Source organism: Paenibacillus tuaregi (genome assembly GCF_900086655.1).
Taxonomy (GTDB): Bacteria; Bacillota; Bacilli; order Paenibacillales; family Paenibacillaceae; genus Fontibacillus; species Fontibacillus tuaregi.
In genome coordinates this window covers 4532919-4546160 of the sequence record NZ_LT575476.1, presented here as the reverse complement: position 1 = coordinate 4546160, position 13242 = coordinate 4532919, and the positions used below count along the sequence as shown (strand labels likewise).

The following is a 13242-nucleotide window of genomic DNA, read 5'->3' as shown; positions in this document are numbered from 1 at the left end:
GTTGTATTATATAACATACAAATATATAATATAACGTATAAATCGAATTTGAGTCATGTCAGAGGTGGGGATGAGATGGAGAAAAGGACGATGATGGGGCTGGTTAAGCAGGACCGGGCACCAGGAGCAGTGTATAAGGAAGTTCCCGTTCCGGTCATAGGAGCGAATGAAGTATTGGTTCGTGTGAAAGCGTCTTCAATTTGCGGGACCGACATGCATATCTACAATTGGGATGATTGGGCAGCGAGTGCGGTCCTTACCCCTAATGTGTTCGGACATGAATTTGCCGGGATTGTTGAAGAAGTCGGGGATCAGGTAAGGAATGTTAAGGTGGGAGATAGGGTATCCGGTGAAGGCCACATCGTCTGTGGAACCTGCCGGGCCTGCCGTACAGGAAATGCCCATGTATGTCCGAATACACGCAGCTTTGGGATTTCAGCACCGGGATGTTTTGCGGAGTATGCGGTCCTCCCGGCCAGTAATGTGATCCATAACCGTCCAGATATGCCGCCGGAGCTGGCCTGTCTCCAAGACCCGCTGGGCAACGCGGTTCAGACGGTTCTTTCCGGTGATATCGTGGGCAGATCGGTCGCCGTGATCGGGACCGGAGCGATTGGCCTTATGGCGATTGCGGTTGCCAAGGCCTGCGGTGCCGGCACCATCATTGCCGCAGACGTGAATCCCTACCGTCTGGATATGGCCCGGAAGATGGGTGCCGATGTACTGGTCAACAGCGCGGAGACTTCAATGCCTGAAGCGGTCCGCTCCTGTACGGATGGTGAAGGGGCTCAGGTAATTCTGGAGACGTCCGGCCATCCATCTGCTATCCGTGACGGATTCGAAGCGGCGGCGAACGCGGCGCGCGTCTCGCTGCTCGGGATACCGACAAGCGATGTGTCGCTGGACTTGGCGCACCATCTTATTTTCAAAGGAATACAGGTTCACGGGATTACCGGACGGCGCATGTATGAGACTTGGTACCAGGTGAAAGGACTGCTGGAATCAGGCAGACTGAATCTGGATGGACTTGTTACACACACCTTTGCATTGGACCGTTATGAGGAAGCCTTTGAGCTGATGCGAACAGGAAAGTGCGGCAAGATTGTATTTATACATGAGTAATCCGGGTCACAGATCCATCAGGAGGGAATGAGTATATGGCAAATTTTGATTATTTATCCCCAGAGCTGGAGCAGCTTAAGAAAGAAGGCAGATATCGCCCCTTAACCGTATGGGATAGCGGATCAGGACCTTGGATGATGTTGAATGGCAGGAAAATCCTGCAGATGTCCTCGAACAATTACCTAGGTCTTACCAATCATCCTGAATTGAAAAAGGCTGCCATTGAAGCGATTGAGACTTATGGCGCCGGAAGCGGCTCAGTACGGACGATAACCGGCACTTTGAGGATTCATGATGAGCTGGAGCAGGAGCTTGCCGCATTCAAAGGCACGGAGGCGACCCTGGTGTTCCAATCGGGGTTCACTACGAATCAAGGTATTCTCGGTTCGATTCTAGGACCGGATGATGTCGTCATTAGTGACGAGCTGAATCATGCCAGCATTATTGACGGGATCCGGTTGACGAAGGCACACAGGAAGGTGTACGCCCATAAGGATCTGGACCAGCTGGAGCAATGCCTGAAAGAGAGCGGCAATTTCCGCAGCCGGGTTGTCGTGACGGATGGCGTGTTCAGCATGGACGGGGATATTGCGCCGCTGCCGCAAATCGTCGAGCTGGCTGAGCGGTATGATGCGATTGTGTACGTGGATGATGCCCATGCGAGCGGTGTGCTGGGCCGCCATGGCAAAGGATCGACCGACCACTTCAATCTGCATGGGCGGGTGCATATTCAGGTAGGCACTCTATCCAAAGCGATAGGCGCGGTGGGAGGATATATGGCAGGCTCACAGCTGCTCAAGGATTATCTCATCCATAAAGCCCGCTCATTCCTGTTCAGCACGTCACAGCCCCCGGCTGTTGCCGCGATGGGTCTTGCTGCTATCCGGGTCTTGAAGAGCAGTCCGGAGCTGACGGAGCGCTTATGGAGCAATACGGATTATTTCAGAACCCGGCTGAACACCCTGGGCTTCGACACGGGAATGAGTGAAACGCCGATTATTCCGATTATCGTAGGGAATCCGGCTGCGGCGATGCAGTTCTCTGATGCATTGCTTGAAGAGGGACTGTTTGCCCAAGGTATTGTCTATCCAACGGTGGCGATGGACAAAGGCAGAGTCCGGTTGATTATAACGGCAAGTCATACAGAAGACGATCTGAATTTTGCTCTGGACCGGCTTGAGCGTGCTGGAAAACGATTGGGGCTTATATAGCCCCGATCGTCTTTTTTAATTTAAAGGCATCCAGCATTGCCAAATGCCGTGATATCCGGATGGTGGGGGAAGAACCTGGCGATCTGAGATCGGTTCGGTGAAGACCAGAAGAGTGATGTGGCGGTTATTCAAGCTTACAGATGCAAACAATAATTTCTCAGCCACATTGCTTCAGCCAAGCTGTTCTCTGGGCTTGAGCTGGTCTGGTCAGTCCGTGATCTGTTCTGGGATTAGGGCATGACATTGAGCCGGATTAACGCGTTAACATAGTTTATGGCATTTTCCAGATTTATCAGTACTATTTAATCATAGGAACAAGTTTATACTATGGGGGCTGCTTTAGATGCGTTTTAAAGATGTATTCTCAATCATTGGTCCCGCAATGGTCGGTCCCTCCAGCTCGCATACGGCTGGGGCGGCCAGAATCGGAAGAGTCGGCAGGCAGCTGTTCGGGCGTATGCCTAAGTCGGTTGAAGTCACGTTTTACGGTTCATTTGCGGCAACCTATCAGGGGCATGGAACCGATAGGGCGATTATTGGTGGCCTGCTTGATTTCACGACGGATGACCAAAGGCTCCCGCAATCCCTCAGCCTTGCTGCAGAAGTCGGGATGGAGGTAACTTTTCGTTCAGGGACGGGACTATTCCCTCATCCTAATACCGTCAAGCTGCGGCTTTACGGGGACGAGCCTGAAGAGAAGTTAACGCTAATAGGAGTTTCTATTGGCGGCGGGAATATTGAGATTGTGGATATTGACGGTTTCAGCGTCAAGCTGACCGGCACCTATCCCACCATACTAATACGCCACATGGATTGGCTAGGCGTGCTTGCGAATGTAACTGAAGTGATTCGAAAGTGGGAGGTAAACATTGGCCATATGTCGCTTGACCGCAAGCAGCGAAGCGGGGAGGCATTGACCGTTCTAGAGCTGGATGCTGCTGCCGAGCACCTGCTTCTTCATGACCTGGGAGATCTGCCTGCTGTTCACGCAGTGACCGAAATTAACCTGGACGCGGGGCCATAACATAAAGGGGAGCGAAATCAATCATGAATTTTCAGACATTAGGAGAACTTGCCAAGTTAGCCGAGGAACGGGGCATCGGTATTGGATCTTTGATGCTGGAGGAACAGAGCGCTGAATCGGGAAGGCCGAAGGAACTTGAATTTGCCAAAATGGCAGACTATTACGAGGTCATGAAAGACGCGGTAAGGCGGGGGTTAACAGACAATACGACTTCACCAAGTGGTCTCACGGGCTTGGATGCCCAAAGAGTGAAGTCATACAGTGAATCAGATGAGCCCTGTCTGGGCGGAGCCGCTTCGGAGGCGATGGCTTATGCCCTGGCCGTATCTGAGGTTAATGCTTCGATGGGGAGGATTATTGCCACACCAACGGCCGGTTCATGTGGAATTATTCCGGGAGTGTTCATCAGCTGCCAGGAGAGATTCGGCTGGGATGACCAGAAGATGGTGTATGGTCTGTTCACCGCAGGAGCAATCGGTTACGTGATTGCGAACAATTCTTTCGTGTCGGGAGCTGAAGGCGGCTGCCAGGCTGAGGTAGGATCGGCAATCGGTATGGCTGCGGCCGCGCTGACAGAGCTTAGGGGTGGTACTCCGGCGCAGGTAGTGCACGCCGTGGGACTGGCTCTGAAGAATACGCTGGGGCTTATCTGTGACCCGGTTGGAGGACTGGTGGAAATTCCTTGTATCGTCCGCAACGGATTCGGTGCAGTTACTGCACTTGCCGCGGCAGATATGGCTCTTGCCGGGGTCCGCAGTGTGATTCCTTCCGATGAGGTGATACAAGTCATGCTGGAGGTGGGCTCGGCGATGCCTGAGAAGCATCGTGAGACCGCAGGCGGCGGACTGGCTCAGACTCCAACAGGACGGCAAATTATGAATGATCTGAAGCGAAGCAAGTAAAATTTATTGACCAGTCCATTCTGATTTCTGAAGATGGACTTGGTCTTCTTTTTCCATGCTGACATGCATACCCTGTTATATAGAAACCTGGACTGCAGCAGGGGGGCATGGGAGTGTGGAGAAGAAGGAGATGGCACAGCCGGCGGCAGCGAAAGAAGGTAGGCAGACGGAGAATTTGGCTGTTCGGGGTCATCATAGCCGGTGTATGTCTTGTACAGTTTTTCCTGTATGTCGAAAGGCAGATGAGAGATCCGATCAGCAACCTGGCCAAGATCCGGGTCAAGCAAATTGCAACGGAATCGATCAATGAGGCCATTACAGCACAGGTTAAGGATCAGAAGCAGTTTGATGATTTGATTGAATGGAAGACGGATGAGACCGGGAAAATCAAGGGATTCGTCATTAACTACTCTGCGCATATGAAGATCACTTCAGACACTATCCATACGGTCCAATCAACGCTGGACCGGATTTCCAAGTTATCTGAGAATATCCCGCTGGGGCAGGCCCTCGGAAGTCCGATTCTGGCTTCCTTTGGCCCTAGAATTCCTTTTCGGCTTGAGCCCAAAAGCGAAGTGAAGGTGGACCTCAACACCCGCAGACAGGATGCGGGAATCAATATGATTCTTGTGGAGGTCTACTTACGGGTCAAGACAGAGGTTGCAGTGGTAGTTCCATTCGATATGGTACCCCAGTCGGTTGAGACGGAAATTCCGGTATCTTATCTTCTTGTGGTGGGGGATGTCCCAACCTACTACTATGACAATAACGGCAATCCGGTAGGGGAGAACAGCCCGAATGCGCCCAATATCACCCTGCCCACACATCCTTCACAAGAAGGAAAGCCGGCGTCTTAATTTAGTGTTTCCCAATAAAGAGAAGAAGACGCCCTTATTCTGAGGGCGTCTTCTTGGGCTTATGAAGCTGTGCCTTCTCACTTGATTCCCAACGCTTTAAAAGAGGGTAGGGGTCGAAGGCCCACTCGCTTCTTCCGTTATCCCTGTAAATGCCGTAATGGAGGTGAGGAGGAAATTTCCCCTGGGTTCCGGGCGGACCGTAGCCGCTGCTTCCCACCCATCCGATAACCTTTCCGGGGGTCATCATATCGCCAACGTTAATGTCTTTGGCATATCCGCTTAAGTGCGCATAGTAGTGATACCGGTTGCCCAAATCCCGGATTCCGATCCGCCAGCCTCCGAAAGGATTCCATCCCTTGGTCTCAACAATCCCATAACATACACTCCGCACGGGTACCCCATAGGGAGCGAACAGGTCGTTTCCCTCGTGAATACGGAATCCTCCCCAGCTTCTGGAACTGCCCCAGGTATCCTTGTAGCTGTACAGATTAGAGATCGGGAGCGGAAATGCGTTGTCGAACAGATCCAGGCGGTTAAAAACCTCATAGATCTTGGCGAACTGGCTGATCCGATGAATTGCCCGTTCATTCTGGTAATACTTCCAGAGGGCGATTTGGAAGTCATCCTCCGAATATCCGAATCCTGCGATATAACGCCCAATTGTATATAAAGCGTCCCTGTCGTCAGTGGGATCAGCGACACCGTCACCGTTAGCATCCTTACCGATTCCAGCAAATAGGGAGATGGATACAGGGTTGGTATCTTCAGGCTCGGGATTCAGCCATCCTGACCAAACGGGAGGAATGATGGATAACCGGGTTAACCGCCCGTCGGGCTTAGCCAGCTTGGAGCTGGGCGTCATTGTACGCTCATACTGGTCTACGGCTGCGAGCCGGTACCAGGGAATGTGGACAAGTGCGCCGATTTCTTCATAGAGATGGCGTCTGGCCAGAAAAGGGTCCTGTTTGGTTTCTTCCTGAGGCCGCATGGCATTGGTGGCCGAGGCGATTGGAGTCCTTGCGTTCCAGACCGTAGTAATAACCAACAGGCCAAGCAGAATGCTAACGATTTTGCCTAGCAGTGAGTCCCTGTTATGCATTTGTTGTCCTCCTCTCCCTCTAAAGCTTGTTTATTAGGCAAGTTATGATTCTATAATATGGAGCAAGGAAAGGGATTTTATTCTGCGGGTGTGAATGAAGTATTTCAATTCCATTCATGGTATAATAATGGGCAGTAAACACGAATGAACGGAGAATACATACTTGAAAGGCCGTATTATTATGAGCCTGGGAACGAGATGATGTATCTTCCTGTTCAATTGTCTAGTGCTTATTCTATCAGAGAAGGAAGGTCAGACCCGTTGTCTAAAAAAGTGAAAGAGCCAAAACCCGACTGGATTCGGATTAAGCTGACTACCGGAGAGAATTATCAGGACATCAAGAATATGATGCGCTCCAAAACACTGCATACTGTTTGCGAGGAAGCTCGCTGTCCAAATATATATGAATGTTGGGCCAACCGGACCGCTACATTCATGATTCTGGGAGATATCTGCACACGTGCCTGCCGCTTCTGCGCGGTGAATACCGGAATGCCAACCGAGCTTGATCTTCAAGAACCAGAACGTGTAGCTGAAGCGGCCGAGAATATGAACCTGAAGCACTGTGTCATCACCAGTGTTGCCCGGGATGATCTGAAGGACGGGGGGGCACAGATCTTTGCGGGCTCCATACATGCCATCCGCCGGCGTCTTCCTCTGTGCAGTGTTGAAGTGCTGATTCCAGACTTTCTGGGAGATACGGAGTCACTTAAGATTGTTATGGATGCGAAGCCAGACATTCTAAATCACAATATCGAGACGGTAGAACGCCTGTCCGACCGGGTTCGCGCCAAGGCCAAATACAGCCGCTCCCTGGAGCTGCTGAAGAAAGCCAAGGAAATGCAGCCGGACATTCCAACCAAGTCAAGCATTATGCTTGGCGTGGGAGAAGAGTGGGATGAAATTCTGCAGGCGATGGACGATCTGCGCGCAGTGGATGTAGATATCCTGACCATTGGCCAGTACTTGCAGCCGTCTCCGAAGCATCTGGACGTGGAGAAATATTACCGTCCTGAAGAGTTCGTTAAGCTGAAGGAAGAGGGACTGAAGCGCGGTTTCAGCCATGTAGAATCCGGTCCGCTTGTCCGCAGTTCCTATCATGCACACGAGCAGGTGAAATCAGCCAAGAGCTCGAAGGAAGGCGTTCATACGCCAGCTTAAGTGAAGTAAGGGGGAACGTTGTTGTGATCCAGGTGAACGGCAAAAGCTATGAATTGATTCAGGAGAACCGGAATGGCTGGGATCCGGAAGCTTTTAAACAGAGATACAGCGATGTGCTTGAGCGGTATGATTACGTGATTGGTGATTGGGGTTACAACCAGCTTCGCCTCAAGGGGTTTTACCGCGATAATCACCCTAAGGTGAGCAAGGATTCCTCCATTTCTGGAATCATGGACTATATTAATGAGTACTGCAATTTTGGCTGTCCTTACTTTGTTCTTCAAAGGGTGAAGGATGTTGCCCGCGAACCTGAAGGAGCCAAGGAATCCGTGGATGCCAAAGAGCTTAAAGAGACTAAAGAGCCCAAGGAGACCAAAGAGACCAAAGAGACCAAGGACAAGCTAAGCCCTGCACTCCAGTCCAAGCAGGCAACTGCCACGGTTGGGGTTGAAGGGTCAGCTCAAGGGAAGCAGCCGCTGTCGTCTGAGCAGCCCAAGACTGCCTCTGCGGGTCAGGCAACAACCCGGGAGGGGTAAGTAATTCCAAGGTAAGCCGTCTGCCCTGGCCTACGGTGCATGATGGGTAACATGAAAGTCCCTGATATGAATGGAGTTTTCTCCATTCGTATCAGGGACTTTTTTTGTTTTGGCAGAGTTACGGGGGAAATGCCGATCATTGAAGGCTCACCGTTTCCTTATTTAATACAGCACTTTGATTTTATTTTACTGCACACTAAGCGTGAGCTTGTTCTGGACGTAACTCCATTTCAGGGCCGGATACTTCTTCACAAACTGATGGATTTCGATATAGCTATCCCCATTCTGGAACACTACTTGTCCTGAGCTTACGGTGAAGCTGCTCTGGCGTCCGCCGGCACCCGTAATGATAATCTTCTTCTCCTTGGCATTCCAGCTTACTTCGCTTTGAAGCATGGCAGCGAATACCCGGGAAGGCACATAGATGGAGTTTCCTTTCTTAATACTGCCCAGTACGCCGTCAAAGCGCTGGCCGTTAAGAGTCAGGGAATGGTTGTCGCCCGTGATCTTCATGCTCTTCATTCCCGCAAGGGAGAAAGCGGTGACCAGCTGTGCCGTGCTGCCCCGGACTTCAAAATCCGGCTTAAGCCCGATTTTGTTAAAATCCAGCTTGTTCGGCGTCAGATACTTCTGGGTTGTCAGCTTAAGCGCATCCCCATTAGACAAGGGAATCACATTCTGAATGCGCGCTTTCCCGAAGGTAGTGGTACCCACTGTCGTTGCGAGACGATTGTCATGAAGCGCACCTGTCAGAATCTCGGAGGCGCTGGCACTGTTCTCGTTAGTTAGAACGATGATAGGCACCCCGATTTTCTCCCCGCCTGTAACGGTCTGAGGGACCAATTGGCCGCTCTGATCCTGGGTATACATGAGAATGCCCTTATCCATCAATTGCTTGGCGATATTGGTTGCGGTCTCGATATAACCGCCTCCGTCGTTGCGCAAATCAAGTACCAGCGACTTCATCCCTGCGCCCTTAAGCTTGCTCATGGCTGCGCTAAATTCTTCATCGGCTGTCTCCGAGAAGCTGGAGAGTTTAATGTAGCCAATTTTGCTGCTGCTGATGGAAGCCTCCACCGAAGGTATGTACACTTCCGCCCGGGTAATGGTGAAAGTTAAGCTTTTGCCTGCGCGCTGCACAGTGACCGTAACCTTGCTATTTGCATCCCCCGCTAAATCAGCTGCAGAGTCCGAACCTTTGACGGGCTGTCCATTGATGCGTGTAATGATGTCCCCTGCTTTAATTCCGCTAGTCTCAGCTGGAGAGCCGGGAATCACACTGTCTACCATCAGTTTGTTGTTCTCCACATATAAAGTAACACCAATTCCTACATAGTCCTGATTGATGGAGTCTTGGAACTGCTTCAGATCTTCAGCGGTGAAATACTCCGAATAGGGATCATCCAGTTCATAGACCATGCCTTCAATGGCACCCCGGATGAGCTGCTCCTTCGTGACGCCGGAGACATTGTATTGGTTAATGTAATCCAGCACCTCCTGAATCAGCTGCAGATCCGAGGTCTGCGACGTTTGCTCACCAGTGGTTTGTTGACTGTCAGCGGCCATTGCAGCAGACGGGGTCAGCAGTAGGGATACAGCAAGAGTTGATGTGATGATTGCATTACGGATAGAGATTTTGGTCATAGTCTAATTTTCTTCCCCTTTGAATTTCTTGGATACCCTGTAGCCTGCATTAATAAGCCATTTGCCTTCTGTCGATTTGTGCAGAACAAAGACATTCCCCAGGATTAAGTTGCTTTTGGTATCCGGATTTAAATAGTTCTCCTCAAAGTAAACGGCCGCTTCGCTCTCAGAGTAGTAAATCGTTCTTACATTGGAGATTTTCACGTCGCCTTCCCACATCTTTCTACTTGCAAAAACGGATTGAAGGTTAGCTTTAAATTCATCCGTGATGATACTCGGATCAGAAAGCGCAAGAATCCCATCCAAATTTTTGTCTGATAAATATTTATTGTATAAATTTATCACTTCATTAATTTTACTGTCCTCCGTGCTCGGCACATTCACGGTTTTGGTCAGCGCATCGGCAGGAAGCTTATACGTGATTTCCTTGATCTCAAAATCCTGAAGCTTCCAAAGGCCATCTTCCTTCACTACGGTGTACATCATCTGATTCAGCATATCAGGCATGTATAAACCGCCCGTTCTATGCGTGTCCTCCACCGTTTCAACAAAGGCTTCCCCGGTCCGTTGGTTCAGGGACACGAATTCGAAATCGGTAATTTTGCTAATCTGGCTGTTATTCTGAGACCATTCATTAAGCTCCTTCTCACTGTCTTGAAAAGGCGAATCAGCGGACAAATAAGGCTTTAGTCCGTTGTAATCACCTTTATCCAAGCAGCTCAGAACTTGAACAAGCAGCTTGCGAATTTTCTCCTGCTCCACTGCTGTGGATTTGGCCGTTTGAATGGTGATGTAGCCCGAGCCTTCGTTCCAATCTACCTTGGCATCGGCTGCCTCGCCGACAAAACGAAGGGGCACATAGGTTGTTCCCTTTACCGTGGCGGGGGGCACGGACAGCTTCTGGATTACCCCGTTAATGCTGGCCCGGTTGCTGCCCAGGGTGAGCTGGAGGGTCAGATCTTCTTTGCTGCCTGTTACGGTCTGCGTCTTGGCGTTCCAGGTCACCTGAAGCCCCAGCTTCTCGAAGATCGTCCGGAAAGGGACAAGCGTGGTGCCCTGGCTGGTATACGGCGCTCCCGCAGGAAAGCTGATTTTGCTTCCATCCAGATAGACTGAAATGGGCCCGGGGGCGGCACTGGCGGGAAGGGACATCGAGAGGATCAGGCTCACCGCTCCTAATACGGATAGAATACGTTTCACAGAAATGAGTCCACCTTTATGAATAAATTTAAACAGATAGATCGGTTATACCACTGCTGCAAATTAAAGTCTACGGTTAATTTTCAACCATTTACCAGAACGCCAAAGAAACCGGCGGATCAGATCCGCCAGCTTCTGTCTGTTATTCCTATTCAAATATATCTCTTAGCCGAGAAAGGCATTGCGGACCCGGTTCCAGAACGGAAACGGCCTGTACCGGATGAAGCTGACCTTCTGCTTGGCAACCTGACAGCGGATTGAGATTAAATCGTCCACGGGCTGGTTAATATGATCGATAGTCAGCAGCAATCGCTGATCTTTGCGAGAGTAGATGTCACTATGGTGATGCTTAGGAAGTACAAGGGCAGAGCCAGCCGTACGGAACACCCTGTTGTTGATCGAAGCGATCTCTGTGATCTGGAGGGCTTCTATGGAAGGATGGATAATGGCTCCTCCAAGACTTTTGTTGTATGCTGTGCTCCCTGCGGGTGTCGAGACACAAATGCCGTCTCCCCGAAACATCTCGAACTGCTGGTCATTAATGTCAACCTGGGCTACAACCGTGCCGTCAACTCCCTTGAGCGTGAACTCATTCAAACAAATGTAGGACGAGGTTCCTGATTTCTTCTTCACTTCAAGATCAATCAGTGGATAGTTCACGATGCGTGGTCTTGGAAGGTCTGGAGCTTTGTGCCCTATCATTAACTGGATGAGCTCCGGTATTTCATTAGACTTCCAATCCGCATAAAACCCAAGGTGGCCTGTATGAATCCCGACGAATGCAATAGAAGGAATCCGGTCTATGAAGGTGTGGAAGGCATGCAGCATCGTACCGTCTCCCCCGATCGAGATGACGATTTCAGGAGATTCGGCATCCATTTCAAACCCATTTTCGGCCGCCAGCTTATGAAATTGCTCACTTAACTCGACAGACAATTGATCTCCGCGGTCAAGAACGTAATATCTCAAGTTGAAAGCTCCTTTGCCTTGTGTCTTGTACCGATCATAATCAATTCTAGAACAGAAAACAATCTTTCATTTCCGGTTAATTATTCGTACAGGGTTCCAAAGCCGCTGAATGACTCCGGAAAAAAGGGACAAAATGAGAAGCAAAGCCAGAACCAGCAACAGCAGCAGCAGGGCATGAGGAAAACTTTCCCATCCCGCGCCTGAAAGGGCAGGAGACCCAAAGTTAAGAAATACCTCTGTATCAGGCCCGGTCAGCGGCCATAGAAGGAGGACCAGCAGTCCGGCAAGTACGGCATGAATAAGCCTTGCCACCATGAAAGGGAGATACCTCAGGCCCGTCCCGTTCAGAATGCTTGCGATTTGGGCATGGACGGACAGTCCGGCCCAGGACAGAATGAAGGCCGCCGCTGCCGCCTTGAAGACCAGGGGCACGCCCTCGGCTACCGCCGCCGACGCTTTGGCCCCCAGGGTAACCTCGAAGCCGCCACCAACAAAAGGCTCGGCCAACGCTGCGGGTAGCTGCAATGAGGTAAGAACATGCCGGAGAAGCTCGTACAGCTGGGTCATGATTCCGGAAGTTCCCAGGACCTCCAGCAGCACCGAGAAGACCACTACCAGTCCGCCTACAACGGTCATAAGCTGAAGGGCGGAGATGATGGCCTGCCGCAGCAGCTCGCCGAAGGGGCGGCCATCCTTGAGGCGGGCTTCATGCATAGCCGCTAGCGCGAGGCGCAGGCTAAAGCCTTGGGGTTTGCCTTGCTGCACAGGCACAGGTGTGGGCGGCGCTCCCCGGTCGTGGAACCGCATGAGGATGCCCACGATTAAGGCGCTCCCGTAGTGGGCGAGCGCCAGCGTTCCTGCAAGCTGCGAGTTATGGAAGAAGCCGACCGAGACCGCCCCGATCAGGAAGATCGGGTCAGAGGTCGTGGTGAATGCGACGAGCCGCTCCCCTTCCTCGCGGGTGATGAGCCGCTGCTCGCGGAGCTTGGAGGTCAGCTTGGCACTGACCGGGTAACCGGACGCGAAGCTCATGGCAGCTACGAATCCCCCGCTGCCGGGGATGCGGAACAGCGGCTTCATGAACGGGTCGAGAAGCATGCCGATGAAGTGCACAATGCCGAAGCCCAGCATCATTTCCGATATGACAAAGAAGGGGAAGAGCGAAGGGAACAGGACGTCCCACCAGATGGCCAGGCCTCTGACGCCTGCGTTCCAGGCGGGGCCTGGATAGATGAGCATGAGTACAAATAGAAAACTCATTGTGGCCAACAGAAGAGGCCCTCCCCATTTTTTTGACAGCATGATTCTCAGCCCCCTCGGTGATTGCCAAAATCCTTACTTATGGCTATGAACGGATAGGGACAAACAGTACAAAAAAAGCAAGAAAGCGATTTCAGATTGGGCTGTTTTTTTTGCAGGGTTATGATAAAATACAAATACAAAAGATGCGTCTGATCTTTCGGCATGAATTTAATTCATATGGATGGAGTGATGGATATGAGTTTTGTCGCCGGTGT

General features: G+C 51.1%; 12 protein-coding genes. 7 read left to right on the top strand and 5 right to left on the bottom strand.

Features of this window, described 5'->3' with window-relative positions:
- Nucleotides 1-75 precede the first annotated feature (75 nt).
- The 5 genes from tdh (at nucleotide 76) to yunB (ending at nucleotide 5116) form a co-directional block, all read left to right on the top strand.
- Nucleotides 76-1122 (top strand): L-threonine 3-dehydrogenase, encoded by a 1047-nt coding sequence (tdh, locus tag BN6628_RS20315; protein WP_068620153.1) that lies wholly within the window; start codon nucleotides 76-78, stop codon nucleotides 1120-1122.
- Between the two features lie 35 nt (nucleotides 1123-1157).
- Nucleotides 1158-2333: a glycine C-acetyltransferase gene (locus tag BN6628_RS20310; RefSeq protein ID WP_068620152.1), complete on the top strand. Its 1176-nt coding sequence runs from the start codon at nucleotides 1158-1160 to the stop codon at nucleotides 2331-2333.
- A 343-nt stretch (nucleotides 2334-2676) separates the two neighbouring features.
- Nucleotides 2677-3357, top strand: a complete 681-nt coding sequence (sdaAB, locus tag BN6628_RS20305; protein ID WP_068620151.1) for an L-serine ammonia-lyase, iron-sulfur-dependent subunit beta — start codon at nucleotides 2677-2679, stop codon at nucleotides 3355-3357.
- Between the two features lie 23 nt (nucleotides 3358-3380).
- Nucleotides 3381-4259: an L-serine ammonia-lyase, iron-sulfur-dependent, subunit alpha gene (sdaAA, locus tag BN6628_RS20300; RefSeq protein ID WP_068620150.1), complete on the top strand. Its 879-nt coding sequence runs from the start codon at nucleotides 3381-3383 to the stop codon at nucleotides 4257-4259.
- 107 nt (nucleotides 4260-4366) lie between these two features.
- Entirely contained in the window at nucleotides 4367-5116 is a 750-nt protein-coding gene (gene yunB / locus BN6628_RS20295) for a sporulation protein YunB (protein ID WP_068620149.1), read from the top strand.
- Between the two features lie 34 nt (nucleotides 5117-5150).
- On the opposite strand, the gene BN6628_RS20290 is transcribed toward yunB, so the two are convergent.
- Nucleotides 5151-6215, bottom strand: a complete 1065-nt coding sequence (locus BN6628_RS20290; RefSeq protein ID WP_068620148.1) for a M23 family metallopeptidase — start codon at nucleotides 6213-6215, stop codon at nucleotides 5151-5153.
- A gap of 261 nt (nucleotides 6216-6476) precedes the next feature.
- On the opposite strand from BN6628_RS20290, the gene lipA reads away from it, so the two are divergent.
- Nucleotides 6477-7376 carry a lipoyl synthase gene (gene lipA / locus BN6628_RS20285; protein WP_068620147.1) on the top strand — a complete coding sequence of 300 codons (900 nt, stop codon included), beginning with the start codon at nucleotides 6477-6479 and terminating at the stop codon, nucleotides 7374-7376.
- A gap of 23 nt (nucleotides 7377-7399) precedes the next feature.
- Entirely contained in the window at nucleotides 7400-7912 is a 513-nt protein-coding gene (locus BN6628_RS25755; RefSeq protein WP_082926995.1) for a YutD family protein, read from the top strand.
- A gap of 186 nt (nucleotides 7913-8098) precedes the next feature.
- On the opposite strand, the gene BN6628_RS20275 is transcribed toward BN6628_RS25755, so the two are convergent.
- From BN6628_RS20275 to ylbJ, 4 genes are all read right to left on the bottom strand, one after another.
- The gene (locus BN6628_RS20275; protein ID WP_068620146.1) at nucleotides 8099-9556 is read right to left on the bottom strand and encodes a S41 family peptidase; all 1458 of its coding nucleotides are present in this window, start codon (nucleotides 9554-9556) and stop codon (nucleotides 8099-8101) included.
- A gap of 3 nt (nucleotides 9557-9559) precedes the next feature.
- Nucleotides 9560-10756 carry a copper amine oxidase N-terminal domain-containing protein gene (locus BN6628_RS20270; protein ID WP_068620145.1) on the bottom strand — a complete coding sequence of 399 codons (1197 nt, stop codon included), beginning with the start codon at nucleotides 10754-10756 and terminating at the stop codon, nucleotides 9560-9562.
- Nucleotides 10757-10921: 165 nt separating this feature from the next.
- Nucleotides 10922-11725 carry an NAD kinase gene (locus BN6628_RS20265; RefSeq protein ID WP_068620144.1) on the bottom strand — a complete coding sequence of 268 codons (804 nt, stop codon included), beginning with the start codon at nucleotides 11723-11725 and terminating at the stop codon, nucleotides 10922-10924.
- A 66-nt stretch (nucleotides 11726-11791) separates the two neighbouring features.
- Nucleotides 11792-13030 (bottom strand): sporulation integral membrane protein YlbJ, encoded by a 1239-nt coding sequence (gene ylbJ / locus BN6628_RS20260; RefSeq protein WP_068620143.1) that lies wholly within the window; start codon nucleotides 13028-13030, stop codon nucleotides 11792-11794.
- Between the last annotated feature and the right edge of the window lie 212 nt (nucleotides 13031-13242).

Excerpts from the sequence above, each read along its gene's own strand:
- BN6628_RS20290 (WP_068620148.1), bottom strand. The coding sequence starts at position 6,215 with ATGCATAACAGGGACTCACTGCTAGGCAAAATCGTTAGCATTCTGCTT.
- yunB (WP_068620149.1), top strand. The coding sequence starts at position 4,367 with ATGGGAGTGTGGAGAAGAAGGAGATGGCACAGCCGGCGGCAGCGAAAG.
- sdaAB (WP_068620151.1), top strand. The coding sequence starts at position 2,677 with ATGCGTTTTAAAGATGTATTCTCAATCATTGGTCCCGCAATGGTCGGT.
- sdaAA (WP_068620150.1), top strand. The coding sequence starts at position 3,381 with ATGAATTTTCAGACATTAGGAGAACTTGCCAAGTTAGCCGAGGAACGG.
- BN6628_RS20310 (WP_068620152.1), top strand. The coding sequence starts at position 1,158 with ATGGCAAATTTTGATTATTTATCCCCAGAGCTGGAGCAGCTTAAGAAA.
- BN6628_RS20275 (WP_068620146.1), bottom strand. The coding sequence starts at position 9,556 with ATGACCAAAATCTCTATCCGTAATGCAATCATCACATCAACTCTTGCT.
- tdh (WP_068620153.1), top strand. The coding sequence starts at position 76 with ATGGAGAAAAGGACGATGATGGGGCTGGTTAAGCAGGACCGGGCACCA.